We start from the raw sequence: 25,404 nt of genomic DNA on the forward strand, positions 1-25,404 counted from the left end.
AGCATCGCGGCGGGACCGCCGCGCAAGAAGGAAGGGACCGACCCATGCTGAAGACCCGTTTCACCGAGATGTTCGGCGTGGAGCATCCGATCGCACAGGGAGGAATGCAGTGGGTAGGCCGCGCCGAGCTGGTCGCGGCAGTCGCCAATGCCGGAGCCCTCGGCTTCCTCACGGCCTTGACCCAGCCGAGCCCGGAAGCGCTCGTCGCCGAGATCCGGCGCACGCGCGAACTGACCGACAAGCCTTTCGGCGTGAACCTGACGATCCTTCCGGCGATCAAGCCGCCGCCGTATGCCGAGTATCGCCACGCGATCATCGACAGCGGCATCAAGATCGTCGAGACCGCAGGCTACAAGCCGCAGGAGCACGTCGACGAGCTGAAGAAGCACGGCATCAAGATCATTCACAAGTGCACGGCGGTGCGCCATGCGCTGTCGGCCGAGAGAATGGGAGTCGACGCAATCTCGATCGACGGATTCGAGTGCGCGGGTCATCCGGGCGAGGATGACATTCCCGGGCTCATCCTGATTCCTGCGGCCGCCGACAAGGTGAAGGTGCCGATGCTCGCTTCGGGAGGCTTCGGCGACGGACGCGGGCTCGTCGCCGCGCTCGCGCTCGGCGCCGACGGAATCAACATGGGCACGAGGTTCTGCGCGACGCGCGAGGCGCCGATCCACGACACCGTCAAGCAGCAGATGGTCGCCAACGACGAGAGGGCGACCGACCTGATCTTCCGCACGATGCACAACACCGCACGCGTGGCCAGGAACAGCGTGAGCCAGCAGGTCGTCGCGCTGGAGCGACAGGGAGCGAAGTTCGACGACGTCCGCGAGCTGGTGGCCGGTTCGCGCGGGCGCAAGGTCTACGAAGTCGGCGATCCGGAGATGGGCATCTGGTCGGCCGGGCTGATCCAGGGCCTGATCCACGACGTGCCTACGGTCGAGGAGCTCGTCCACCGCATCGTGCGCGAGGCCGAGGAGATCATCCGCGCGCGGCTCGGGTCGATGATGGCGGCGCTCGCGTAGGCGGCGCCTTCTCCGGACATCGGCGGCCGCGCTGCACGTTTTGCGGCAAAGGTTCCGCGGCCTCGCGCGTACGTTTCAGGACGGAGAGCGCGGCTCGCTCGCGGCTTCTTCTTCGACTTCTGCCAGCAGCGCAGGGATGGCGTCGATCTCGTAGCGCTTGTCGCGCGAGCCGTAGACGAAATGCGCCGACTGCTCGAGAGTAGCGGCGATCTCCGCCAGGTTGTCGTCGAGCCAGCGCGGATTGGCGGCCACGAGCGCGTGCACCCTGGCAACGTAGTCACGCGTCGAGGAAAGGTCGGAGTAATAGCGCCGCAGGATGTCGTAGCGGAACAGGCGGCGGATACGCGAGAGATTTTTCGCCCCCGTCGGCAGCGGCAGCAGTGCGACGTCGGTGCGTCCCTTTCTCCGGCGCTCGTCGAGCCTGAGCTGCACGAGATCGAGGCTGCTGCGCAGCTGCGCGGGCGAGCAGAAGCACGCGAACTCGTCGTAGAGCAGCCGCATCGTCAACATGGCTTCGTCGAGCGGAAGCCTCGCCTGCCGTTCGCGACCCATTCTTCTCAGCAGCAGCATGAACGGCAGCGGCCGGGGCCCGGTCGCCTCGATGACGTCATGGGGACGGAAATCCGGCTGGCGATACGGGAAATGCCGCGGATCGATCGCGTCGAAACCGCCGCGTCCGTAGAACAGGATTCGCTGCAGCGACAGCTGGTCGTCCGGGGAGAAGTATTCCATTTCGGCCGCCAGGTTCAGCTTGACGCCGAAGTACTTTCCCGGCTGGTCCGGCCGCGGAAGCGCCGCGAGTCCCCGTTGCTGGAGCTGGAACAGGTATTCGATGGCCAGCTCGACCGGCGCAATGCGGAGCCAGTACGTGAGCACCGTCCCGCGTGCCTCCGGAAGCACGTAGATGTGCGAGAGATAGATGGTGCAGAGGTCGGGCGCCCACTTCGGGTTGTAGATCACCGAGCCGTCGCGCACTCCGCGCAGGTTTCCCGCCGTGTCCTTCGCGACGACCAGGAAATAGCGGATGAAGGTGCCCGAGGGCAGCGGCTCGTACGCGTCGTCGAGCAGGAAACGGCGGATCGCACTCTCGGGCTCCATCTCGCCGGGAGGGCCGAAGACATCGTCGAGGATCACGAACGCGCGCCGGAAATCAGGGTGGTCGGGATGCTGGATGTCGATGAGCTCGTAGCGCCGCGTTTCGCGCTCGATCATCTCGACGATGTCCTGGGGATACAGGTCCTTCAGGCAAAGCCGCACCCGCTTGCCGAGGATCACGGGAACACCTCGCCGGCGGCGACAAAGGTGTTCGTGTGCACGCGCACGACCTTGGAAACGTCGGCCGTGTAACCGCCGGCCAGCACCCACGCGACGGGAATCGCGTTGCTTTTCGCATACTCGAACGCACGGCGATCACGCGCGAGAAGGTCGTCGTGATCGAGATCCAGTGGAGAATACGGGTCTTCGCGGTAAGGATCGGCGCCGGCCTGATACAGGAGCAGGTCCGGCCGGCCCCACTTCGCGAGCAGCGCAAAACCTGCCTCCATCGCTTCGAGCAGCTCGCGGCGCCCCGCGCCGGCGGCAAGCGCGATCGAGCGATGGTTGGCTCCGTCTTCGTGGCGCTTCGTGGAAACGTCGCGCCACGCAGTGTTCGCATCGTAGTCGTTGCCGTAGATCGACAGGTTGAAGAGCCATGGACGCGATCGCGCCAGGGACGCGGTGCCGTTGCCGTAGTGCAGGTCGAGATCGAGCACCGCGATCCTGTCGATGCGCCGCATCCGGCGGCCTCCGACTTCGTCGCCGGCCCTCAGGGCCTCGGCCGCGACGACCAGCGAATTGAACGTGCAGAAGCCTTCGCCGTGATCGGCGTGGGCGTGGTGAAAGCCGCTGGCCAGGGCGCCGGCAACGCCGCGATCGAGCGCGAGCGCCGCCGCGGCCAGGAGTCCGCCGCCGGTCAGCAGCACGGAGTCGTACAGCGCGGACGACCACGGGAACTTCTGCGACTCGGCCAGTGGCCTCGGCTCTCCGCTGCGGATCGCATCGACGTACTCGTGGCTGTGGACGCGCAGGAGCTGGTGCGGCGACAGCGGCGCCGGCTCGAGGATCTCGCAGCGCGCCTGTCCGCGCAGCGCTTCGGCGACGCGCGCGAACTTGTCGATCGGCATCACGTGCTGTCCGATCGGCGCCGCGAAGCCGGGATGGTGAAAAACGCCGATCTTCATCGCACCTGCTTCGACGCGGCGGCGGCAGCGTCGACGGCCACGGCGCTGCGGGGAATTTCGGCCGCTGCGTCCAGGCCGAGAAGCGCGACTTTTTCGCCGCGACCGGGCATTCGCGCCGCCGCTTCCCGCACCGGCCGCATCGCCTGTTCGCAGACATCGACCGCGAACATCGCGTGCACCGCATCGACCAGGCCGTGCAGCTCGGCGCCGTCGATCGACTCTTCCTGTTCGCGTCCGATTCGCCGGATGACGAGCGCAAGCGGCACCGGGCGCGGTCCTGCCTGGCGGATGGCGTCCTCGGCGCGAAAATCCGGCTGAAGGTACCCGACGCGCGGATCGACCATGCGAAAGCCCGCCCGAAGGTACGACAGGCGGCGACGCGCGGCTTCGCGGTCGTCGCCCGTTTCCATTTCGGCGACGAGCGTGACTGGAACGGCATCCGTATCCGGCACTCCCGCCGCCGCGAGCGCCTTTCTGGCTGCATCGACCGGCAGCGCGCGCAGCGGCGCGGCAAGCCCACGCCCTCGCCATTCTTCCTCGATGACGATGTGAGACAGGTGCACGACGGCGAGTGGCCCAGCGGCAGCGCTCCGACGCGGCACGACGATCGCGGTATGGTCGCGCACTGCCACCAGGCGTCCCTCGGCGCGCACCGCGAAGAGCTCGTACAGCAGCCCGAGCCCCGCGGCGGTCGGACGACGAGGATCGCGCGCGAGGCGTCGCGCGAGGACTTGGCGGCTTTCCATTTCGCCGCGCTCGCCGAACTCGCGCCACAGGCGCCCCCACGCCTCTTCGAACGACTCGCCCGAGCCTTCGCGTATGGTTTCCAGCGAAAGCGACGACCACGCCCCGACGGTCATGGCACGCTCGCCCGGTGCGAGATCGCGCGCGAACGGCTCGAAAGGTCCGGGCACCATGCCTCTACGGTGTCGCGTTTTGACGCGCTCGTAAAGACGCCCGGGTAGCTGGCCGCTCCGCTTTTCTTGTGCTCTAACGCGACGGTGGACGCTGCGACCCTTTCGGAGCTGCGACGCAAGGACGCGGCCTTCCTGATCCATCCGTTCACGGATCATGAAGAGCTTCACCGCGACGGCACCCATGTGATCCAGTCCGCGCAGGGCTGCCACGTCATCGACGAGAGCGGGCGGCGCCTTCTCGACGGACTGGCCGGCCTTTGGTGCGTGAACGTCGGCTACGGGCGCCGCGAGATCGCGGATGCCGTTCACCGCCAGATCCTCGAGCTTTCGTACTACCCGTCGTTCTTCAACTCGACGACGGAGCCGGCGATCCTTCTCGCCGAGAAACTGGCGTCGCTGGCACCGCGCGGGATCGGGCGCGTGTTCTTTTCGAACTCCGGATCGGAAGCCAACGAGACGGCGCTCAAGCTCATCCGGGCCTGGCATCACGCGTGCGGCACGCCGGAGAAGTCGAAGATCCTGTCGCGCAGCTTTTCCTATCACGGGGTCTGCCTCGCGACGACGAGCATGACCGGCCTGGCGAGCTGCCGCGATCCTTTCGATCTGCCGCTGACGGGATTCCTCGAAGTGCCGGCACCGTACGCGTACGGCGCCGGATCGTCGCTTTCGCACGAAGAGTACGCGGCGTGGTGCCTCGAGGAGACAGCACGCATCATCGAGCGCGAAGGCGCCGGGAGCATCGCGGCGCTGTTCGCCGAGCCGGTGCAGGGAGCCGGAGGCGTCATCGTCTCGCCGCCCGGTCACTTGCGCGCGCTTCGCGAGCTGTGCCGCCGGCACGACATTCTTTTCGTCGCCGACGAAGTGATTACCGCGTTCGGTCGCCTCGGTGCATGGTTCGCGTCCACGCTGTGGGACCTCGAGCCGGACCTCGTGACGATGGCCAAGGGGATTACCAGCGGCTACGTGCCGCTGGCCGCGACTGCCGTCTGCGACCGCATCGCCGATACGCTTTCGCAGGCGGGCTATCTCGCGCACGGATTCACCTACAGCGGCCACCCCGTCGCCGCAGCCGCCGCGCTCGCGAACATCGAGATCCTCGAGCGCGAAAAACTGGTCGAGCGAGTTCGCGACGACGTCGGGCCTTACTTCCAGGACAAGCTCGCATCGCTCGCGGCACATCCGGCAGTCGCGGAGGTGCGCGGGTTCGGCCTGATCGGCGCGATCGAGCTCGTGCGGCCGCCCGCGCAGAATACACCGGCGGCGCTCGGTATCCGGGCGGCGGCGATCGCGCGCTCGCAAGGCATCATCGTCCGCGGCATCCGCGATCTCGTCGCGCTGGCACCACCGCTGGTGATCGCGCGCGACGAAATCGATTTCCTGTTCGCCGCTCTGCAATGCACCCTCGATCGCCTCGCGACCGGCGAGAGCGCGGGATGAATGAGCCCGGCGACAATCTCGCGACCTTGTTCGAGCTGGCACCCGGCAGCGCCAACGATTACGTCGGGCAGGGTCTCCAGTACCCGTGGGGCGGCCTTTATGGAGGCCACATCGTCGCGCAGGCCCTGCGCGCCGCTGCCCACAGCACGGCCGACGGGCTGCTTCCGCATTCGCTCCGCGCCTATTTCATCCGTCGCGGCAACAATGCCGAGCCGGTGCGCTACGAGGTCGACCGCATCCGCGACGGACGCAGCTTTGCGACTCGCCGCGTCGTCGCGAGCCAGCACGGCGAAGCGATCCTCAACCTCGAAGCATCGTTTCATCGCACCGAAGACAGCCCCGACATCCAGACGCTGTCGTTTCCGGCCGCCCACGCGATGCCCGCTTCGATTGCGAGCGATACGTGGAGCTCGCTCTTCGACAGGCGCTATGTTCCCGAAACGCTGCTTCCGGCGACCGCGACGGGAGGAATCGGCCGCGTTGCCGCATGGATGCGCGCCACCGGCGATTTTGGTGGCGACGAGCTGCTGCACCGCTGCGCGCTGGCCTACCTCTCCGACGACCTTCCGTGCGAGGCCGTGATCCGCGCGTGGCCCGATGCCAGGCGCTACCTCGAGAGCACCGGCACCCACCCGTTCAACGCGAGCCTGGACCACGCAGTCTGGTTCCACCGCACGGTTCGCGCCGACCGCTGGCACCTCCATGACGTGTCCTGCCACAATTTCGCGGGAGGCCGCGGGCTGGCCATCGGGCACGTGTTCGACGAGGACGGACTCCACGTCGCAACCGTCGCCCAGGAAGCGCTGGTCCGTTTGCCTCCCTGACTGCGGCAGGCGAAGCTTCCTGGCGATGCCGCCAAGCCGCTCGATACGCCTCGCGCTCCCGTTCGCCCTGGCCTTGGCCACCGCCTGTCCTGCGGCGGCCGCGACGCAGGTGATCGACTTCGACGATGCGGATGCGCCGTTCGCGTTTTCGGATACGAATGCGCTGCGCGACAAGTACGCCGCCCTCGGAGTCACGTTCACGGCGCCCGGAGACAACGGCGTCGCGATTCTCGACGACGCTTCGGCGCCGGGCGTGTCGGGTTTCAGCGCGCCGAATTTCCTCGCGTTCAACAAGCAGGGAACCCTCGCCGACGGCGGAGCGCCCGTGCTTCCGGAAACTCTTCTTTTCGACCCGCCGGTTGCTCACGTCGCCATCGAGGTCGGCGACTACCAGCTCTCGACGATTTCGATCGAGGCGTTCGACGCGGGAGACCAGTCCCTCGGCACGGATTCCGTCCAGGCGAGCGACCAGATGCAGCCGCTCGCGATCGACGCGTCCGGCATCGTGCGCGTCGTCGTCACGAGCGACGGAGTGCAGGGCATACTCGACGACCTCGAATTCGGTTCTGCGGCTGCACTCTGCGGCGATGCCAACGGCGACGGCCACGTCACTGCGAGCGATGCACTGGCCGCTCTCAAAACTGCCGTCGGATCGGCCGACTGTCCCGTCGATCGCTGCGATTTCAACGGGGACGGCCACGTGCTCGCGGCCGATGCGCTGGCGATCCTGAAGACGGCCGTGGGGCAGGATACGACGCCGTCGTGTCCTGCCGCCTGACGCGCATGCTCGATTGCCTCGACCACGTCATCTTCACGGCCAAAGACCTCGATGCGGCGTCGCGAGACCTCGCCCGCCTGCTCGGCCGCGATCCGTCGTGGCGCGGTTTCCATCCCGATCTCGGCACCGCAAATGCGCTTTTTCGCCTCGAAAACTGCTACGTCGAGATTCTCGCGGCCTCCGGCGACGGCATTCGCTCCCGGCTTCTTCGTGCGTGGATCGCGGAAAAGGGCGAAGGCCTGCTCGGTCTTGCATTCGGCGCTGCAGACATCGACGCGTGCCGGCAGCGGCTCGCGGACAGCGGGCTGGAGCCCGGGCCGGTCGATGGCGGCCATGGACGCGACTCGCGCTCCGGCGCGCAGCGGCAATGGCGCCGCATCGCGATCCCGCCTCACCGCACTCGCGGAGTGCTGCTGTTCCCGATCGCGCACGATCCCTCGTCGGACGAGCTGCCGACGATGCCGCCGCGCGGCGACGAGCGCGCGTGCATTCACGGCGTCGATCACATCGTGGTCCAGACGGTGCAGCCCGAAGAGGCCAGGCGGCTGTACGGCGATGCCCTCGGCATTCGCCTCGCCGTCGATCGCGAGTTTCCGCAGTGGGGCGTGCGGCTGATGTTCTTCCGCATCGGCGGCGTGACGGTCGAGGTGGCCGCTGCGCTCGGCGGCGGCGCGGCGGCTTCGGTGTTTCCCGGCGCAAGCGCAGGGCCGGGCGAAGACCGGCTCTACGGATTGACGTGGAGAGTGCGGGACATCGAGGCAACCCACGCGCGTCTCGAACGCGAGGGGTTTGAGGTCTCCGAGGTGCGGACGGGCCGCCGCCCCGACACGCGCGTGTTCACCGTGCGCAGCGGGACTCTCGGCGTTCCGACCCTGATGATCGAGCTGCCCGAATCCAAGCAGTGACAGCGTCCCTGGGCCGCCGCGACGTCAGGCGCCGAGGGAGACTCCCGGGCCCGCGGTCATTCCGCCGTCGATCGGGATGGCGGCGCCGGTAATGAACGACGCATCGTCACTGGCCAGGAACGTCACGAGCTTGGCCACTTCGTGGGGCTCGCCGAGGCGCCCGAGGGGATGTACGCGCTGGGCGAACTGTTCGATGGTGTAGGGGCCCATGCTTCCGTCGCCGAACCCTTCGGCCATCGGCGTGCGGATGACGCCAGGGCACACGGCGTTGACGCGAATGCCGAGAGGCGCGGCTTCGAGCGCACCGACTTTCGTCAGCAGCACGACACCGCCCTTGGCCGCGTTGTAGCTGGACAGTCCCGGTGCACCGATCAATCCCGCCACCGATGCCGTGTTGATGATCGAGCCGCGCGCCGGGCCGTCGTTGTTCGCCATCGCGCGGATCGCCGCCTGGAGGCAGTAATAGACGCCGTTCAGGTCGACGTCGATGACGCGACGATGCTCGGCCAGGTCCATCGCCGCCAGCGGCCCGTGCTTCTCGATCCCGGCATTGTTGAACAGGACGTCGATGCGGCCGTAGTGGTCGACGGTACGCGCGACCATCGCTTCAACCTCGTCGGGACGCGTGACGTCGACGCGGATCGCGATGGCGCCGAGCTCCCGGGCGACGCTGTCGGCGTCGCGGACATCGGCGATTGCCAGGCGGGCGCCGGCCGCGTGGAACTCCCGGGCCGTGGCCAGGCCGATGCCGGAGGCTCCGCCCGTGATCAACGCGATTTTCCCTTCGAGACGACACATGGTGCTGCTCCTTTTGCGCGCGCGGCCGGCTTCGGCACTTCGCCACGGGCGCCCGCTGCGCGAATGACCGCCGGCCGGCCGCAGGCATGGAGCGGGCGGTCCGGGGCGGCTGCGAACGGCCAGCGGTAGACCGATGGCGGCGCGCAAGCAAGAATGCGCGCCGGCCTGCAGCGCGGGTCGCAGGAACGACCGCCTGCCCGAGAACGACCCGTGGAGCTTCAATTCTTCGAACGTCTGTTGCTGGCGCCGCTGTTCGCCGTCATCGCCGCGGCGCTGGTGGCGGTGCTGCGCGGTTTCGGCTCGCTGCGCCGCCTTCGCATCTGGGCCGTGCTGACCGGCCTTTCGCTCGGCGCCTGGATCGCCGTGCAGGGCTCGGGGATGCAGTTCGAGGCGGGCGCGCGGCAGGCTCTTGCCGCGATCGCGCTGATGTCGGGCGCAGCCACGGTGCTGCGCCTCGTCGACCTCATTTTCTGGGACTGGTTCCTCAGTCGCCGTCGCCACGTGCTCGTGCCGCGGCTGGCCGTCGACCTGTTCAAGCTCATCGCGCTCATCGGCGTCGCGATCTCGGTGCTCAAGTACATCTTCGGGATGGAACTGAGCGGCCTGCTGGTCACGTCCACGGTCGTGTCGGCGGTCATCGGCCTGGCGATCCAGGACATGCTGGCCAACATCGCCGCCGGCCTCGGCGTCCAGCTCGAGAGGCCGTTCAACGTCGGCGACTGGCTGACGATCGGAAACCACGAGGGCGTCGTTACCCAGCTCAACTGGAGGACGCTGACGCTGCTGACGCGCGACCGCCACGAGGTGCTGGTGCCGAACTCCACGGTCGCCAAGACGGAGGTCATCAACTTCTCGCGGCCGAGCACGCTGCAGCGGGCGCACTCCTACGTCGGCGTCGCGTACCGGCATCCGCCGGGCGTCGTCAAGGCGACGCTCGCGCGCGCGGCGTCTTCGTGTCCGGAGGTCACCAGCAACCCGCCGGTGGAGGTCCTCGTGAAATCGTTCGACGAGTCGCAGATCCTCTACGACGTGCGCTTCTGGATCACCGACTACAGCCGCCTGCTGCAGATCACCGACGACGTCTATTCTCGCTGCTGGTACGAGCTGAGGCGCAACAACCTGTCGATCCCGTTCCCCACCCGCGACGTCACGATCCGCACGGCCTCCGACGAGCAGGAGAAGAAAGCTGCCGAGGACCGGCGCCGCGAGATCTTCTCGGTGCTGAGGCCGCTGCCGGTGTTCACGCCGCTCAACAACGAGCAGATCGAGATGCTGGTCGCGGGCGCCGAGCTGCAGGTGTTCATGAAGGGAGAAACGCTCGTGCGCCAGGGGGACCGCGGTGAGTCGCTGTTCGTGATCCGCGCCGGCAAGGTCCGCATCGACAAGATCCACGAAGGCGCGGCGCCCACGACCATCGCCACGATGGAAGGCGGGGAGTTTTTCGGCGAGATGAGCCTGCTGACCGGAGAGCCGCGCACCGCGTCCATCGTCGCCGACGACGAAACCGAGGTGGTCGTCGTCAGCAAGGAATCCTTTGCGCCGGTATTGACGGCCGATGCCGGAATCCTTCCGGGCCTGTCGGCGGCGCTCGAAACGAGGGCGCGCAACACCCAGCAGTTCCTTCGCGATCTTCCGGCCACGCGCGACGAGGTGCGCACCACGCACCAGAGCTCGGCGCTGCTGCGCCGCATCGGACATTTCTTCGGGCTGGACGAGAGCTGAGGGCCGGCTCAGCCGCGGCTGCGCATGTCGTAGACGAACGACGCGGCCGTGTAGTAGGCCGGGTAGAACAGCGACGCCCATGCCAGCAGAGGCGAAGGTTTCGGGAGCTGGAAAATCAGCCAGATTCCCATCACGCCCCACAGCACCCCGAGCCATACCGCCGCAGCGCGGCCCTTTTCCATGCGGCTCGGGTACAGCCAGCGCATCGGCACGAACACCATCGCGAGGAAGAACACGAGGAACGCGAGGTTGACCCACGCGTTGGTGCCGAGCACCACGTAATAGAACACGAGCACGTTCCAGTACGAGGGAAATCCCTGGAAATAGTGCTCGACGAAACCCTTCGCGTCGGTGCGCGAGAAGCCGTAGGCGCTGGCGACGAGCACCGGCAGCGCCATCCACTGCGTGCCCGGCGGAAGAATGCCGGGCTGGATCAGGACGGCGACGGGGACGATGACGTAGTTCTGGTAATCGATGATGTTGTCGAGAAGGGTGCCGTCGATCCACGGTACGACGTGCTTGACGTGCGCCCGCCGCGCGAGCGTACCGTCGGTCGCATCGACGACGAATGCGATCGCGAGCATCCAGAACGTCGTCGCGTAATCGCCGCGGAACGCCGCAGCCAGTGCGACGAACCCGAGCACGGCGCCGAACGCCGTGTACGCGTGCACCGCGAACGCGAAAAGCAGCTGGGAAAACCCGATGGTCGCCTCGCCCTTGTCCACGGCCATCGTCCTACGCTCCCTCGCCGATCTCGGCAACGATGAGGCGCGCAACCTCGTCGGGCTTTTCCATCGGAATGAAATGCGTCGTGCCGGGTACCGTCACCAGCCGCGCGCGAGGGGCGACCTCGGCGGCGCGCCGCGCCCGCGGCTCGTCGAGCGTAGTGCTCGACTCGCCGCGCACGAGCAGCATCGGCGCCTGGACGCGGCCGAGGATCGAATAGGCATCGAAATCCGAGGCCGCCGAATACACCTGGGCCTCGACGCGCGCCGGGCACAGCAACTCGACCTCGCCGTCGGGCCTGTCGAACGTTCCCTCGTCGACGTACGCATGCAACGCTTCGTCGGTCCACGTCGAGTACGGCTCGCGGCGGCGGAACGAATGAAAGAGCTGCTCGCGCGAGCGCCAGACCACGCGGCGGGTGCGCGTACGCGCCGCCATCGGATTCTGCACTCCCGCCTCTTTCATCATCCGCGCCATCTCCGGGTGGAACAGTACGGGGTCGATGAGAACCAGGCGCGACAGAAACTTCGGCTCGGCTGCGGCGACGCCGGCCAGCGTCGTCGCTCCGGCCGAATGCCCGACGCCGAGTGCACGCTCGATCCCGAGAATCCTCAAAAGCTCGGTCGCATCGACGACGAACTGCTCCCACGCATAGTCGTCGTCCGGCTTGGACGACAGGCCGTGGCCGCGCTGGTCCCACGAAAGGAAGCGCGACGTGACACCGAGGGCGCGCAGCCGCACGAGCAGCGGCTTCCAGACGGCGCCGAGAAAACCGGTGGGATGCGCGAAGACGATGCAGTCGTCGCTCGTATGACCGCCCCAGTCGGTGACGTGGAGATGGATTTTCCCGACGCGGATGCGCTTGTCGCGGCGGTCGGAAAACCAGGGGCGCTCCATCGCAGCAGTCATTGCAGGCCGGCGGGTTGTCGCACCTCCCTCGGGCGGTGCAAGCGGCCGCGGCGGCGGCTGAGCTTGCGATCGCGACGGGTGATCGGCCGCGCCCGCGCGGGACGGCGACGCGGGCCGGTGGAGCATCAGGCGACCGTGACAGCATGGTGGTCGTCCGCTAAGGTCGGACCATGGCCCTTTCCGCGACGTCCATCGAACAGCTCTTCGGCCTTCACGGTCGTGTCGCGATCGTCACCGGCGCCTCCTCGGGACTCGGCATCGAGTTCGCCGATGCGCTGGCCTGCGCCGGCGCCGATGTCGCCCTGCTCGCAAGGCGCGGCGACCGGCTCGATGAAGTCGCGGCGGGACTCAAAGCCCGTTACGGCGTGAAGACGATCGCAGTCGAAGTGGACATCACCGATCGCGAAGCGCTGACGGCAGCGTTCACGCGCACGCGTGCTGCGCTGGGCCCGGCCTGGGTGCTGGTGAACAACGCCGGCCTGGCTCCGACCGGCCGTGCCGAGAAACAATGGCCGGAGGACTGGGACCGCACGGTCGCCCTCAACATGACCGCGGTATTCCAGTGCTGCCTTCTCGCCGCGATGCAGATGCGCGCGGCGGCCGGCGGCGGGCGCATCATCAACGTCACGTCGATCTTCGGCCGCCTCGGCAGCTCGCTGTTTCGCGTCGCCAGTTATGCCGCGAGCAAGGGCGGCAGCGAAAACCTGACGCGGCAGCTCGCCGTCGAGTGGGCGCGCGAGTCGATCACCGTCAATGCGATCGCCCCGGCGTGGTTCCCGAGCGAGATGACGCAGGAAAGCCTCGTTCGCGAGAGCATCGAGGAGCGCATGGCTTCGGGCAATCCGATGGGTCGCATCGGCGACGAGGGAGAATTGCGCACGGCCTGCCTGTTCCTGGCCTCTCCCGCGAGCAGCTACGTCACCGGATCGGTGATTCCGGTGGACGGCGGCTACACCGCTTGGTAACAAGCGCTGCCCCACATCTGCGGGGGCGGAGGGACCCCCAGTGATGCGACGCCTCGTCCAGCTCCTCGTAGCCATCGTTTTCCTTGGCTTCGGTTTCGCGATCGCGATCACGCGCGTCATCCCGCTGCAGGACGCGATCGTGCACCGCATGGCGCGAAAGGTGCTGACCACGTCGCGGGATTACCTGTTCCAGGACGACGCATTGCGGGTGCTCGCGTGCGGCACGCGTTCACCGATGCCCGACCACGACCGCGCCGGCGCCTGCGTCGCAGTGTTTGCCGGCGGCCGTTTCTACGTCGTCGATACCGGCCCGAACGCCTGGGACAACTTCGCGCTGTGGCGCATCCCGGGAGACAAGGTCGGCGCAGTCTTCTTCACGCACTACCACTCCGACCACATCGGCGACCTCGGCGAGTTCAACTTGCAGACGTGGGGGGCAGGCCGGCCGGGGCCGCTGCGCGTTTTCGGTCCGCCAGGCGTCGACAAGGTGGTCGACGGCTTCACCCTCGCCTACGAGCTCGACCGCGGCTATCGCACGGCGCACCACGGCCCCGAGGTCATGAATCCGGCCAAGGGGCTGATGGAAGCGCATCCTTTCGATATCGATGACAAGAATCCCGCGGGCACCGTCGTGCTCGAGGAGAACGGCCTGGTCGTACACGCGTTCCATGTCGACCATGCACCGGTCAAGCCGGCCGTCGGCTATCGTTTCGATTACAAGGGACGCTCCGTCGGGATCAGCGGCGACACCAAGCCGACTCCGTCACTGGTGGCGGCGAGCAAGAACGTCGACGTGCTGTTCCACGAGGCGCAAGCCAACTTCATCGTGAATATTCTGCAGGAAGAGGCGACGGCAGCGGGAAAAACCCAGTACGCGCACATCCTGCACGACATCCCGAACTACCACACCTCTCCGGTCGAGGCCGCCCAGGAAGCGAACGAAGCAGGCGCAGGCCTTCTCGTCCTGTACCACCTGACTCCGCCTCCGACCAATCCCATTCTCGAGCGCATCTTCCTGCGCGGCGTCTCCGACGTGCGGCCAAGCGGAGTCGTCGTTTCGCGCGACGGGCTGCTCGTCACGTTGCCGGCGGGCGGCAAACAGATCGAGACCGGTCACGTGGAGTAGCAAGCGGCTTCGCGCTGCGCTGCTGCGATGTCGCGGTTGCCCGCACCGGCATCAGTGTGCTTGCGAGATGCTCGCCAGAAGCCCTGCGCGTACCTTGGACGCTTCGACGAGCGGATTTCTTCGCCACGGTCCCACTTCGGCGGCCGTGAACGGCTGGAAATCGGCGGGAAGGTGCTCCTTGTCGAACCACGCCAGCAGCCAATTGAGAAGGGCGGCAACGGCAGCATCGTCCAGGCGGGACTGCGCTACGCCGGGCACTCGGCAGAGATATTCGCGTCCGCCGGCAACGGTCACGAGGCGTGCGACGTTGTCCTTCAGCTGGGGCACCGCGCCGGCAAGGCCGGTACCTTGCGCCTGGTGGCAGCCCTGGCAATTGAGCAGGTAGTCGAGAGCAGGATCTCCGCTGCTTTTCATTCCGATCGCGCTGTCCTGGGCGCGGGGAACGCGGCCAGGTGCGGAAAAGCTGACGCCCTGAGCCAGCGCAGGCGATACGGATGATGCAACCCAGGCGGTCGCTGCTGCGAGTGATACCGCGGCAAGCGACGTGGTGCGCAGAGACAAGGTGTGTCGCGAAACAAAAGCGGCAGCGCGGGCGACCCGCGCTGTAGCGATTCGCGTGCGCCGCGCATCGTGTGTTCGCACCCCGCCGGGATCAGGTCTTCGTCGCAAGGCCGACCACCACCGAGACGCTGCAGTGCACGGCGCGGCTCTGGGTGCCGAAGCACCAGAGCAGGTCGTTGTTGCGGAAAGTATCGTAGATCGGCTGCTCGCCTTCGGTACGGCTGCACAGGCAGCGCCCGCACAGCGAAGCGCCGCAGCAGTCGTTGTACGCGATCACGTATTCCTTCGAGTCGACCGGATTGCGGCAGGTGCCGAGCCACGTGATCGGCGACATCTCGGTACCGGGCGGACACGCGTTGGCCGAGCCGCCGCAGCAGGAGCACAGGTAGCCGTGGATCGCGCAATAGCGCCAGTACTGGCAATCGCGCGGATCGCCGGACTCGCCCGGAGCCGGGGCACGGGACTCCGCCGCGTCGGCGATTCGTGCGACCGGCAGCAGCGGCAACGCCGCACCACCGACGAGAAGCCCCCCGACTCGCGCGAGAAACCCGCGCCTGGACGACGCGCGCGCCAGATGCCGGCTTGCCTGCTCCATCCACGCATCCAGTCGTTTTGCTGCTGCTTTGTCGTTCATGATCAGGCTACCTTGGCGCGCCCGGGCGCCGCCGCCGCGTCGCGGGCCGTGCCTTGCCGGCGCACGAGCTCCTGGATGGAGGCAACCCCGCGGTCACGGGCCTCGAGCAGGCTTTCCAGGTGCTCGCGGGAATTGACGAGGCCGTGCGCACGAACGATTCCGCTGTCGTCGACGAGCACCGCGTACGGAAGTTTCGCGATCTGCCACGTGACGCCGAGCTGGGTCGACAGCAGGTACGACGATGCGTCGAGCTTCTGCTCGCGGGCGAACGCCTCGTGTTCGGACGGAGAACCGTCGCCGGCGACGAGCACGCGAAGGTTCGCGGCTTCGGCGGCCGCCATCGACCTCAGTGCCGGCAGCAGGCTCTTGCAGACCGGACAGGTGGGCGACAGAAAGAACACCAGCGTCGAGCGCCCGTCCTCCGAAGCCGCGCCGACCATCTCGTCGTTGCCGGCCAGTGTCGGCGCGCGCACGACCGGGGCTTCGTCACCCGCGACCACGCCGCGTCCGATCATCAACGCGCCCGCCGGCGCGACGCGCTCGTAGAGCACGCCGATCTGTCGCGTCAGCGCGAACACGACGCCGCAGAGCACGACGACGACGACCCACAGCAGCACGACGGAAACCGACAGCGCCGCAATCATCGTCGCAGCCTCGCGAGCGCCGCTGCGCGCGGCGCGGTCGCCAGCAACCGCTGGCTCGCGAGCCAGCAGGCGCAGAGCCCCGGCGTCGCTGCCATGACGGCAACGCAGTCGAACCAGGCCAGGGGTCGCGGCGAAAGTGGCAGCGCCAGTGCAGCCGCCGCGACGGCCACGACGCCGTTGCGCACCACGAGGCTCGCGCCAAGCGGCACGTGGAAAGCAGGACCGGTGCAGCCGCAATCGATCCCGGTACGGCCTCTGGCCACGTTGACGGCGATCGCCGCGGCGTAACCCGCCATCAGCAGCGAGGTGGCGACGCCGGCAGCACCGAGCCCCATCGCCAGTGCGACCGCGAGCGAGGCCTCGACGGCGGGAACCGCGACGGTGGCGGGCGCAAGCAGCATCTTCGGCAGCACGCGATATCCGGCAACAGCGGCGCGAAAGCGCGAAAAATCCGCGATCTTGTGAAACGCCGCCGCCGCGAGCAGCAGCGTCAGGCAGGCGCGAAGCACGAGCGCCGCCGCGGGATCGATTGCGACGCCACTCATGGCGTGAACAGCAGGCTGAAACCGAGGCCCGGCTCGCTGACCTCGTGACGCACTTCGCCCGTCTGCGCGTCGTGGATCGTGATCGTCGGCGGGAATCCGGAGGACGTCACGAGAAGAGGCTTGTCACCCTGGGTCACGATCATGCGCTCGACCCCGGGGTTCGGCAGCACCATGCCGAGCAGCGCTCGCGTCGCGCGGGCGCCGAAGCCTTCGCTCTCGACCGAACCCATCTTGGCCTGGTCGGCAAGGAAGCTGACGTTGGGGTTGGGCACGGCGATGCGCTGGACCCGCTTCTTTTGCGCGAGATCGTAGACCCAGATCTCGGTGCCGGGATCTTTGTGGGTTCCCGGCGGACCCTGGTGCATCAGTGCGTAGAGGCGTCCGCTCGCCGAGTGCACGGCCAGGCTCTGCAGGCCGCCGACACGCCATCGGTCCTTGCGATCGGAGTCGTCGAGAAGAGGCCAGGCCTGGCCGAATGCAAGTTGCGGCTCGCCGACGTCGATCGTGTGGATGACGCCCTCGTACGAGACGAAAATCCACTGGTTGCCGCGCCGCACGGCTTTTTCCGTAACGGGGTCCTTGGCGGCATCGAAGAAAACGTCCGACCTTGCGGCCTTCGCGACGTGGCCTGCATCATCGAGGTCGATGACCAGCGCGCTGCCGTTCGCACACAGCATGAAGAAGCGGCGCGGGCCGGCCGCGTACGCGAGGCTGCATCCCGGCGATTCCACTTCCTCGACGAAACGCCGCTCCTTGACGTCGACGATGCTGAGCGAGGTCGCCGGCGTGATGTTGAAGACGGCCATGAAGCGACCGTCGTCGCTGAGCGCGTTGGCGGCGTTGCCGGGAAAGTATTCGCCGCGCTTGGCCGGGATCGGAATCTCGGCCTTCGGCCTGAGCGTCTTCGCATCGTAGACCGTGACGACATCGGTGCGGTCGCCGCGAATTCCCCGCGACCAGTACGTCTCGGCGATGTAGATCTCGTCGTGGGCCGGCGAGAACAGAGGGAAAATCACGAAACCGGTACCGGCCGATCCCGAATTGATCGTGCCGAGCAGGCGGCCGTCGTCGCCGTCGTACAGCGACGTGCGGTGCAGCAGCACGTCGCTGATCCAGAACCAGTGCGGACCGGGTCTGGCGGGAAGCTCGACCACGGTGCCGGTTTTTTCGGGAGCCAGATCGGCCGCTGCGGGTGGCGCGAACGCGACGATTACCGCCAGCGATGCAGCTGCTGCGGCCGCCGGCAGAGTAACCGTGGCGCGCAGGCGCATCACGATCCGGCGAAGTCTCGAAAAGTTCCGCATTTGCGAGTGGCGCGCGCTTCGACGTCCGCTGCGGCACGGGGCCGGCTGCGGCGCGCGGCGCGAGCGGCGCGTTTATAACACGGCCGGCGGGGTCTATGCGAAGAGGTCGGTCGCGGCATCCGGCGCCGCGACGCTGCGGTGGATGCCGGGCTTTGACTCCGGCCCCCGCAGCAGGCTTGCTTCGTCGTTGCGCGCCGCACGGGAGCCTTCCGTGCCCGCAATTTCGGGAGCCGCAGTGAGCACCACCCAAGCCATGGTCCAGGGCGTCGCCGGCGCCCAGGTGCGCAGTCGCCGCACGTTCGCGATCATCGCGCACCCGGACGCGGGCAAGACGACACTGACCGAGAACTTGCTGCTGATGGGCGGAGCGATTCGCCTGGCCGGGCAGGTGCGATCGCGCGGCGAGAACCGTCGCGCGCGCTCGGACTGGATGAAGATCGAGCAGGAGCGCGGCATCTCGGTGTCGTCGGCCGTCATGACGTTCGAGTCCGACGGCATCACGTGCAACCTGCTCGACACCCCCGGCCACGAGGATTTCAGCGAAGACACCTACCGCACGCTGACGGCCGCCGACAGCGCGATCATGGTGCTCGACGCCGCCAAGGGCATCGAGCCGCAGACGCTCAAACTCTTCGAGGTCTGCCGGCTGAGGAACATCCCGATCCTCACGTTCGTCAACAAGATCGATCGCGAGGGACTCAGCCCCTTCGAGCTTCTCGACCAGATTGCCGCGCAGCTTGCGCTCGACGTCTCCCCGATGATGTGGCCGGCCGGCATGGGCGGCCTGCTGAAGGGAGTCGTCGATGCGGAGAAGGAAACGTTCCTGCCGTTCGACCGCAGCGGCCAGGTGCAGACTGCCGTCCCGTTCGGCAACGAGGAGGAGCTCCAGCGTTACCTCGAGCACGACGACGCGGTGATCCTGCGCGACGAGCTCGATCTTGCGCGCGCCGGTTACCCCGCCTTCGACCGCGAACAGTACCTCGAAGGGCACCTCACGCCGGTCTATTTCGGCAGCGCGCTTCGCGCGCTCGGCGTGCGCGAGCTTCTCGACGCAGTCATCCGCTACGCACCGTCACCTCGTCCCCAGGCGGCGGCCACGCGCGTCGTCGAGCCCGGCGAGCCCAAGGTTGCCGGCTTCGTCTTCAAGGTGCAGGCGAACATGGACGCCAATCACCGCGACCGCGTCTCGTTCATGCGCATCTGCTCGGGACGTTTCACGCGCGGCATGCGCCTGCGGATCGCGGCCAGCGGGAAGACCGTCGGCGTGCACAACCCGATCCTGTTCTTCGCGCAGAGCCGCGAGACGGTCGACGAGGCGTGGGCCGGCGACATCATCGGCATCCCGAATCACGGCACGATCCGCGTCGGCGACACGCTGACCGAAGGCGAGGAGCTGCGCTTTACCGGCATTCCGAACTTCGCGCCGGAAATCCTGCAGCGCGTGCGCCTGGACGATCCGATGAAGTCGAAGCAGCTGCGCCGCGCGCTCGAGAACTTCGCCGAGGAAGGCGTCACGCAGGTGTTCCGGCCGCGCCTCGGCGCGAGCTGGATCGTCGGCGTCGTCGGTCGCCTGCAGCTCGACGTGCTGGCGTCGAGGATCGGCGGAGAATACGGCATCAAGGTCGGTTTCGAGGCGGCGCCGTTCGAAGCAGCCCGCTGGGTGAGCGCCGCCGATCCCGCCGAGCTCAAGCGATTCGAGGACGCCAACCACGCCTCGATGGCCGACGATCGCGACGGCGCCCCGATTTTCCTCGCGCGCACCTCGTGGGAGCTGCGCTACGCGCAGAAGAACTTTCCGCTGGTGCGATTCGCAGCTACGCGCGAGCGGGTGGCGGCGACGCAGGCGGACGAGTAGAAGAACGACTCAGGACCCTGGCCGATGCAGGACCTCGCGCTGATGGCGTGGCTGTTCACGCCGCTGTTCGTCGGACTTGCCGTGAACGGCCTGTGCATGAAGTACGACATCCTGCGCGGCCTTGCGCGGCCCGTCGACGGCGGGCGGACGTGGAGGGGTGCGCCGCTTTTCGGAGCATCCAAGACGTGGCGCGGCATCGCGGCTGTCTGTGGCGGCACCGCGCTCGCATACGCGATACGAGCTCCACTTTGGCGGCCACCGCTAGCGGCCGCATCGCTTTCGCAGTGGCCTTCAGCCTGCGTGTTCGGCGCGGCGCTCGGCGGCGCGGCGATGCTCGCCGAGCTGCCGAACAGCTTCGTCAAGAGAAGGCTCCGCGTCGCGCCCGGGAAGACCGCTGCGCGGGCTTCATCCGGATTCCGCTGTACGCGTTCGACCAGGTCGATTTCCTCGTCGGGGGCTGGCTCGTCGTCGCGGTAGTCGTCGCGCCGACGGCGACGCGGCTGCTGTGGTCCGCAGCGTTCGTTCTGGTCGTCCACCCGGCCATCTCCATTGCCGGCGCCGCGCTCGGCATGAGAGCGTCGGCGCGCTGACGATTTCGCGACGGCGGTCGGCCTGTGCTCGCCGTAAAGTCGTCTTTGCGCCGCGATCGAGGTAAGCGCCGCCGCATCGACACGATGGTCGCTTACGCGCTCACTCGCCGCCAGTTCCTGCTCGGAAGCATTGCCGCCGCCGCGCCGGTCGTGTTCCCGGGCTGCTCCGGCGGCACGAGCAAGGAGCCGTTGCTCGTCGGGGGCCTTCCGGTCACGTGCAACCTTACGCTTCCCGTCGCGTGCAGCGCGCGCGCCGCCGCCAACAAGTCTGCGACCGGCACTCTGCTCGAATACCAGTACAGCAAGTACAGCGGCTGGCCGGAGATCAAGGAGTCGCTGATGGCGGGGCGCATCCAGGCGGCGTTCATGCTGGCGCCGCTCGTGATGGATCTTGCCAACCGGGGCATTCCGGTGCGAATCGTTTCGCTAGGCCATCGCTCGGGCGCCGTGATCATGGTTCGCACCGATTCGCCGGTGCAGAGCTTCCGCGAGCTTGCCGGCAAGCGCGTCGCGATCCCGAGCCGGTTCGCCGTGGACTACCTGTTCCTGCGCAAGATGCTGGCGCGCGAGAACATGACACCCGACCAGCTCGAGATCGTCGAGATGCCGCCGCCGGACATGCCGGCAGCGCTGTACGCCAAAGCGGTGGACGCCTACTGCACGGGCGAGCCTTTCGGAGCCGCCGCACAGAGCGCCGGCTATGCGCGGCCTCTTCGCATGACCCGCGACGAGTGGCGCAATTACATCTGCTGCGTGCTGACCGTGCGCCAGGAGCTGATCGCCTCCAACCGCCCTCTCGTCCAGGACCTCGTCGATCACGTGCTCGGCGCGGGGGTCTGGCTCGATGCTGCCCCGGAACATCGCGAGAAGGCGATCACGATCGCCGCCGGACGCGACTACTTCAACCAGGATCCGAACATCCTGCGTTTCGTGATGCAGAACCCGACCGACCGCGTCACCTACGGCGACCTGCGGATGATCCGCGACGAGTTCGACGAGCTGATGCATCTCTCGATCGAAGCCGGAACGATCCAGCATCCGATCGCGTATGAAACCTACGTCGATGACAGCTTCGCCACGAACGCCAGGCCTGCGGCCATTGCGTTGTGAGCGTCGGCCGCCGGTGCGGGGTCGGGCACTCGCGGCAATCGGCGGCGCGATCTTCGCGCTGACGCTCCTGGTTGCGGTCGTCTCGCGTGCGGCCGACGTCGCCGCGACGCTGAAGGCCGGCACCTTCGATCCACCTCGCGACGCGCCGGAGCTTTCGCTCGTGGGTTCCGACGGCCAACCCCTCAGCCTCGCGCGCTTTCGCGGACGAGTCGTCGTCGTCGAGTTCGGCTTCACGTCCTGCCCCAACGTCTGTCCGACCACGTTGGCGACGATCGCCAGGGCGCACACGCTGTCGACCGCAGCCGGCAAGGATTTCCAGCTCGTCTACGTCACCGTCGACCCGGAGCACGACGATGCGGCACGCCTGCACGACTACCTCGCGCATTTCGATCCCGCGTTCGTCGGAGGCACCGGCAGCGCAGAGCAACTCGCCGCACTTCGCAAGGCCTACGGCATCGAAGCGACCAGGACAGACACGGGCTACAGCCACTCCTCGTTCACCTATCTGGTGGATCCGGCCGGAAAGCTGCGCGCGCTGATGCCGTTCGGCAGCTCGGCCGAGGACTACGTGCACGACGTCGCGCTGCTGTGGAAACCGTGACGGCGCCGGTTCTCAAGGTTTCGACGCGGCGCGAGGGCGAGCGCCGGCCGTCGCGCCGGCTGGCGTGGATCGCGGTCGCCGCGCCGGCCCTCGGCTTGACCGCGTGGGCTGCAATGGCACCTATCCACGTCGCATCGCGCGAGGCGCTGTTCGAGATTCCCAGGGGTACCTGGGCGCGACGGATGTCGGGCGACAGGGTGGAAATCCTGCCGGACCATATCCGTCTCACGATCGGCGTCCGCGACGTATTGCTCCTGAGGAACCTCGACGACGTGCCCCAGACCTTCGGTCCCACGCTGCTGATGCCGGGCCAGAGCCTGCGCCTCCCTTTCGCGCAGGCTTCCAGTTACCAGTTCGCGTGCACGGCCCACGCGAGCGGGCAGATGACGATCGACGTCGAGCCGTTTCCGCAGTGGCCGTGGACGAGGCTTGCATGGCGGGCTCGTGAGCTGTTTGCGCCCGCGCCGCCGCCAGCGCACCCGGACGAGGCAGCATCCAGATGAAGCGGATCGGCGACATTCTGCCGCCGCTGGCGCTGCTGGCATCGCTGATCGCGATCTGGTGGCTCGCCGTCGATCTGTCCGGCAGCGCGATCTTTCCGACGCCGTGGCAGGTCGTTGCCGGCATTGTCGAGCTCATCCGCGACGGCACGCTGTGGCAGCACATCGGCGCCTCGCTGATGCGGGTGGGCGCCGGCTTCTCGCTCGCAGCCGTCGTCGCGATTCCGCTCGGGCTGTGGATGGGCTGGGTGCCGCCGGTGTTCCGCACGCTGAACCCGGTGTTCCAGATCCTGCGCCCGATCTCGCCGATCGCATGGATCCCGATTGCGATCCTGTGGTTCGGCGTCGGCAACGCCTCGCCGATCTACCTGATCTTCATTTCGTCGGTGTTCCCGATGATCGTGCAGACGACGGCCGGAGTGCATACGATCGAAAGGCGCTACCTGTGGGCAGCCGAAAACTTCGGCGTCTCGCGTTACACGCTGTTCACGCGCGTCGTGATCCCGGCGGTGCTGCCGCAAATTATCGTGGGAATGCGCATCGGGCTCGGCGTGGCGTGGCTCGTCGTCGTCGCCGCGGAGATGATCGCGCTGAGATCGGGGCTCGGTTACCTGATCATCGACTCGCGCAATGCGGGCAACCGCTACGACCTGGTCGTCGCGGGAATGATCGTCATCGGGCTGATCGGGCTTTCGCTCGATGCGCTGATGCGCCTGCTCGAAGGACTGAAGATCGTGCGGTGGCGTTATGTCCATCAAGATTGACGTTCGCGAGATCACCAAGAAGTTCGGCGCCGACGGCTCCGCGCTGCCGGTGGTAGAAGAAACGTCGTTCTGCGTAGCGGACGGGGAGTTCGTCGCGATCGTCGGGCCTTCGGGCTGTGGAAAATCGACGCTGATGAACATCATCGCCGGTTTTCTTCGTCCCGACAGTGGACAGGTGGTGGTGGGCGGCGAGCTGCGGGAAAAACCGGACTCCCGCGGAATCCTGATTTCGCAGCACGGCTCGGTGTTCCCGTGGCTGACGGTGCGCGAGAACCTGATGTTCGGGCTGAACGGCCACCACGCCCATTCGGAGAAGGCCGCCCTTGCCGACCATTACGCCGCGATCGTCGGACTGACCGGCTTCGAGACGCGCTATCCGCACGAACTGTCCGGCGGCATGCTGAAGCGCGTCGAGCTGGCGCGCGCGCTGGTCGTCAAGCCCGAGATCCTCTACATGGACGAACCGTTCTCGGCTCTGGACGCGCTGATGAGCCTGCGCATGCGCAGCGAGCTGCTGCGCATCCTGGCCGAAGAGCGCCACACGGTGCTGCTGATCACGCACGACGTCGAGGAGGCGGTGCACATGGCCGACCGCATCCTCGTGCTGTCGCCGCGACCGGCACGCATCCAGGCCACGTTCGACGTCACGATTCCGCACCCGCGCCGGCTCACCAGTCCCGAGGTGCAGGACCTGCGCGTCGCGATCCTGCGCGAGCTTGGCGTCGATCGCTCCGGCTGATCCCGGCGCTGCCCTCGCGCCGCACGGTGTGCGCTGTGTGGACTTGTCGTGGGTCCCTTGCCGGATCTTGCGGCGCCGCGAGCTTCACTTGCCGCTCGGGCACAGCACGTAGAACAGCTCTCCCTTTTCGTCGGCAAGCCCCGCGACGGCGCCGGCTTCCTCGCCGGATCCGGCAAACACGTCGAGCCTTGCCTCTCCGCGGATTGCGGCGCCGGTATCCGCAACGAACACGAAGCGCGCGAGGGAAGTGGATCCCGTGCGAGTGCCGGTCGCACCCGCGACGGGCCACGTCGAGCTCAGCCACGCGAGCGTTCCTGGCGGCACCGCCGGATCGGCTGCGACCGAACGCCCGGCAACCAGCCCCGCACCCGACGAGCCTACCGGGCCTTCGCCGTCGCGGACTGCAAAAAATACGTAGCGGGGGTCGGCTTCGAGCACGCGGTCGCGCCCGGATGGATGCTCGCGAAGCCAACGCCGGATCGATCCCGCATCGAGGTTGCCGGGCGCAAGCAGCCCGCGCTCGCGCATCACTGCGCCGATGCTGCGCCACGCAAGACCGTTGGTGCCTGCGAATCCGACGCGTCGGCGCCGCGAGCCGTCATCGAGCACTCCCGATCCCTGCACCTGCAGGAAAAAGCGCGCCACCGGATCGTCGGTCCATGCCAGCTCGAGGTGAAGGCCGGCAAGAGCGCCGCGGCGATCGATGTCGGCGCGATCGGGCAGGTGCCCGAGCTTTTTCGTGATTCGCGCGAGCTGCTCCGGCGTCGGTGCGCGGTAGATCGGATAGCGGAAGCGGCGGTCGGGCCGCATGCGGGCCGCAAGGACGGGCTCGTAGTACGCGGTGATTCTTGCCGGTGCGGCGGCGGCGACGAGCTCGCAGTGCGATGCGATCTCGCTCGCGGCGCGCTCGATGTCGCCTCCCGAAGCGGCGGCCGCGACGAAGCGCGCCGTCGCGGCCAGCTCCGCGGAAGTGACGCGACGGTGCGCAAGCGAAAGGCCGCCGCCCGTGGCGCCACCGGCGACGATGGCGTCAGCTGCTCGCCCGGCAGCCAGCGCCAGCGACGCAGCGTCCAGATCGTCGTGGACGAGAACCGCCGTGCGATGTGCGAGTTCGGCCTGGTGAGTCGAGCAGCCGGCCGCGAGCAGCAGCGTGGCCGCCAGCGACCTCGCCGCGCGGGCCGCGCGCCGCCTCTCGGCCGTCACGAC

General features: G+C 67.7%; 27 protein-coding genes. 15 read left to right on the plus strand and 12 right to left on the minus strand.

Annotation, left to right across the window (positions count from 1 at the left end; genetic code table 11):
• Positions 1-44 precede the first annotated feature (44 nt).
• Positions 45-1,025, plus strand: a complete 981-nt coding sequence (locus VGK20_02265) for a nitronate monooxygenase family protein (GenBank protein HEY2772857.1) — start codon at positions 45-47, stop codon at positions 1,023-1,025.
• A 75-nt stretch (positions 1,026-1,100) separates the two neighbouring features.
• Here VGK20_02265 and VGK20_02270 read toward each other — a convergent pair whose 3' ends face one another.
• The 3 genes from VGK20_02270 to VGK20_02280 are packed head-to-tail and all read right to left on the minus strand — an operon-like array spanning position 1,101 to position 4,161.
• Positions 1,101-2,300 (minus strand): hypothetical protein, encoded by a 1,200-nt coding sequence (locus tag VGK20_02270; GenBank protein ID HEY2772858.1) that lies wholly within the window; start codon positions 2,298-2,300, stop codon positions 1,101-1,103.
• Entirely contained in the window at positions 2,297-3,244 is a 948-nt protein-coding gene (locus VGK20_02275; GenBank protein HEY2772859.1) for a histone deacetylase, read from the minus strand. Before VGK20_02275 ends, VGK20_02270 begins: the two co-directional genes overlap by 4 nt.
• Positions 3,241-4,161 (minus strand): hypothetical protein, encoded by a 921-nt coding sequence (locus VGK20_02280; protein ID HEY2772860.1) that lies wholly within the window; start codon positions 4,159-4,161, stop codon positions 3,241-3,243. Before VGK20_02280 ends, VGK20_02275 begins: the two co-directional genes overlap by 4 nt.
• A gap of 84 nt (positions 4,162-4,245) precedes the next feature.
• Between VGK20_02280 and VGK20_02285 the strand changes: the two genes are divergently transcribed.
• The 4 genes from VGK20_02285 to VGK20_02300 are packed head-to-tail and all read left to right on the plus strand — an operon-like array spanning position 4,246 to position 8,105.
• Entirely contained in the window at positions 4,246-5,598 is a 1,353-nt protein-coding gene (locus VGK20_02285) for an aminotransferase (protein ID HEY2772861.1), read from the plus strand.
• Complete coding sequence (locus VGK20_02290) at positions 5,595-6,422, plus strand: acyl-CoA thioesterase domain-containing protein (GenBank protein HEY2772862.1); 828 nt, start codon at positions 5,595-5,597, stop codon at positions 6,420-6,422. The genes VGK20_02285 and VGK20_02290 overlap by 4 nt, the downstream gene beginning before the upstream one ends.
• A gap of 25 nt (positions 6,423-6,447) precedes the next feature.
• Positions 6,448-7,200 carry a dockerin type I domain-containing protein gene (locus VGK20_02295; protein ID HEY2772863.1) on the plus strand — a complete coding sequence of 251 codons (753 nt, stop codon included), beginning with the start codon at positions 6,448-6,450 and terminating at the stop codon, positions 7,198-7,200.
• The gene (locus tag VGK20_02300; GenBank protein ID HEY2772864.1) at positions 7,185-8,105 is read left to right on the plus strand and encodes a VOC family protein; all 921 of its coding nucleotides are present in this window, start codon (positions 7,185-7,187) and stop codon (positions 8,103-8,105) included. Before VGK20_02295 ends, VGK20_02300 begins: the two co-directional genes overlap by 16 nt.
• A gap of 24 nt (positions 8,106-8,129) precedes the next feature.
• Here the strand turns inward: VGK20_02300 and VGK20_02305 are convergent, their stop codons facing one another.
• On the minus strand, positions 8,130-8,903 hold the full coding sequence (locus tag VGK20_02305; GenBank protein ID HEY2772865.1) for an SDR family oxidoreductase: 774 nt from the start codon (positions 8,901-8,903) through the stop codon (positions 8,130-8,132).
• Positions 8,904-9,113: 210 nt separating this feature from the next.
• Here VGK20_02305 and VGK20_02310 point away from each other — a divergent pair, with 210 nt between their 5' ends.
• Entirely contained in the window at positions 9,114-10,625 is a 1,512-nt protein-coding gene (locus tag VGK20_02310) for a cyclic nucleotide-binding domain-containing protein (protein HEY2772866.1), read from the plus strand.
• A gap of 8 nt (positions 10,626-10,633) precedes the next feature.
• Here VGK20_02310 and VGK20_02315 read toward each other — a convergent pair whose 3' ends face one another.
• Together VGK20_02315 and VGK20_02320 are read right to left on the minus strand one after the other, a co-directional pair.
• On the minus strand, positions 10,634-11,356 hold the full coding sequence (locus VGK20_02315; GenBank protein ID HEY2772867.1) for a CDP-alcohol phosphatidyltransferase family protein: 723 nt from the start codon (positions 11,354-11,356) through the stop codon (positions 10,634-10,636).
• Between the two features lie 4 nt (positions 11,357-11,360).
• On the minus strand, positions 11,361-12,260 hold the full coding sequence (locus VGK20_02320; GenBank protein HEY2772868.1) for an alpha/beta hydrolase: 900 nt from the start codon (positions 12,258-12,260) through the stop codon (positions 11,361-11,363).
• 170 nt (positions 12,261-12,430) lie between these two features.
• Here VGK20_02320 and VGK20_02325 point away from each other — a divergent pair, with 170 nt between their 5' ends.
• The gene (locus VGK20_02325; protein ID HEY2772869.1) at positions 12,431-13,225 is read left to right on the plus strand and encodes an SDR family oxidoreductase; all 795 of its coding nucleotides are present in this window, start codon (positions 12,431-12,433) and stop codon (positions 13,223-13,225) included.
• A 43-nt stretch (positions 13,226-13,268) separates the two neighbouring features.
• The gene (locus tag VGK20_02330) at positions 13,269-14,351 is read left to right on the plus strand and encodes an MBL fold metallo-hydrolase (GenBank protein ID HEY2772870.1); all 1,083 of its coding nucleotides are present in this window, start codon (positions 13,269-13,271) and stop codon (positions 14,349-14,351) included.
• A gap of 51 nt (positions 14,352-14,402) precedes the next feature.
• On the opposite strand, the gene VGK20_02335 is transcribed toward VGK20_02330, so the two are convergent.
• The 5 genes from VGK20_02335 to VGK20_02355 all read right to left on the minus strand — a co-directional run bounded on the left by VGK20_02335 (position 14,403) and on the right by VGK20_02355 (position 18,039).
• Positions 14,403-14,765 carry a hypothetical protein gene (locus tag VGK20_02335; GenBank protein HEY2772871.1) on the minus strand — a complete coding sequence of 121 codons (363 nt, stop codon included), beginning with the start codon at positions 14,763-14,765 and terminating at the stop codon, positions 14,403-14,405.
• A 238-nt stretch (positions 14,766-15,003) separates the two neighbouring features.
• Complete coding sequence (locus VGK20_02340) at positions 15,004-15,546, minus strand: methylamine dehydrogenase light chain (GenBank protein HEY2772872.1); 543 nt, start codon at positions 15,544-15,546, stop codon at positions 15,004-15,006.
• Positions 15,547-15,548: 2 nt separating this feature from the next.
• Positions 15,549-16,190 carry a redoxin domain-containing protein gene (locus tag VGK20_02345; GenBank protein ID HEY2772873.1) on the minus strand — a complete coding sequence of 214 codons (642 nt, stop codon included), beginning with the start codon at positions 16,188-16,190 and terminating at the stop codon, positions 15,549-15,551.
• On the minus strand, positions 16,187-16,735 hold the full coding sequence (locus VGK20_02350; GenBank protein ID HEY2772874.1) for a MauE/DoxX family redox-associated membrane protein: 549 nt from the start codon (positions 16,733-16,735) through the stop codon (positions 16,187-16,189). Before VGK20_02350 ends, VGK20_02345 begins: the two co-directional genes overlap by 4 nt.
• Positions 16,732-18,039, minus strand: coding sequence for an amine dehydrogenase large subunit (locus VGK20_02355; GenBank protein HEY2772875.1), 1,308 nt, complete (start codon positions 18,037-18,039; stop codon positions 16,732-16,734). Before VGK20_02355 ends, VGK20_02350 begins: the two co-directional genes overlap by 4 nt.
• 253 nt (positions 18,040-18,292) lie before the next feature.
• Between VGK20_02355 and VGK20_02360 the strand changes: the two genes are divergently transcribed.
• The 7 genes from VGK20_02360 (at position 18,293) to VGK20_02390 (ending at position 24,198) form a co-directional block, all read left to right on the plus strand.
• Positions 18,293-19,894 carry a peptide chain release factor 3 gene (locus tag VGK20_02360; protein HEY2772876.1) on the plus strand — a complete coding sequence of 534 codons (1,602 nt, stop codon included), beginning with the start codon at positions 18,293-18,295 and terminating at the stop codon, positions 19,892-19,894.
• Between the two features lie 284 nt (positions 19,895-20,178).
• Complete coding sequence (locus tag VGK20_02365) at positions 20,179-20,484, plus strand: hypothetical protein (GenBank protein ID HEY2772877.1); 306 nt, start codon at positions 20,179-20,181, stop codon at positions 20,482-20,484.
• An 84-nt stretch (positions 20,485-20,568) separates the two neighbouring features.
• Entirely contained in the window at positions 20,569-21,594 is a 1,026-nt protein-coding gene (locus VGK20_02370) for an ABC transporter substrate-binding protein (protein HEY2772878.1), read from the plus strand.
• A gap of 13 nt (positions 21,595-21,607) precedes the next feature.
• Positions 21,608-22,195: an SCO family protein gene (locus VGK20_02375; protein HEY2772879.1), complete on the plus strand. Its 588-nt coding sequence runs from the start codon at positions 21,608-21,610 to the stop codon at positions 22,193-22,195.
• The gene (locus VGK20_02380; protein HEY2772880.1) at positions 22,183-22,698 is read left to right on the plus strand and encodes a hypothetical protein; all 516 of its coding nucleotides are present in this window, start codon (positions 22,183-22,185) and stop codon (positions 22,696-22,698) included. The genes VGK20_02375 and VGK20_02380 overlap by 13 nt, the downstream gene beginning before the upstream one ends.
• Positions 22,695-23,459, plus strand: a complete 765-nt coding sequence (locus VGK20_02385; GenBank protein ID HEY2772881.1) for an ABC transporter permease — start codon at positions 22,695-22,697, stop codon at positions 23,457-23,459. The genes VGK20_02380 and VGK20_02385 overlap by 4 nt, the downstream gene beginning before the upstream one ends.
• Positions 23,443-24,198: an ABC transporter ATP-binding protein gene (locus VGK20_02390; GenBank protein ID HEY2772882.1), complete on the plus strand. Its 756-nt coding sequence runs from the start codon at positions 23,443-23,445 to the stop codon at positions 24,196-24,198. The genes VGK20_02385 and VGK20_02390 overlap by 17 nt, the downstream gene beginning before the upstream one ends.
• An 84-nt stretch (positions 24,199-24,282) precedes the next feature.
• Here the strand turns inward: VGK20_02390 and VGK20_02395 are convergent, their stop codons facing one another.
• Positions 24,283-25,401 carry an MltA domain-containing protein gene (locus VGK20_02395; protein HEY2772883.1) on the minus strand — a complete coding sequence of 373 codons (1,119 nt, stop codon included), beginning with the start codon at positions 25,399-25,401 and terminating at the stop codon, positions 24,283-24,285.
• Positions 25,402-25,404 lie beyond the last annotated feature (3 nt).

Source organism: Candidatus Binatia bacterium (assembly GCA_036493895.1).
Lineage (GTDB): Bacteria > Desulfobacterota > Binatia > UBA1149 > CAITLU01 > DATNBU01.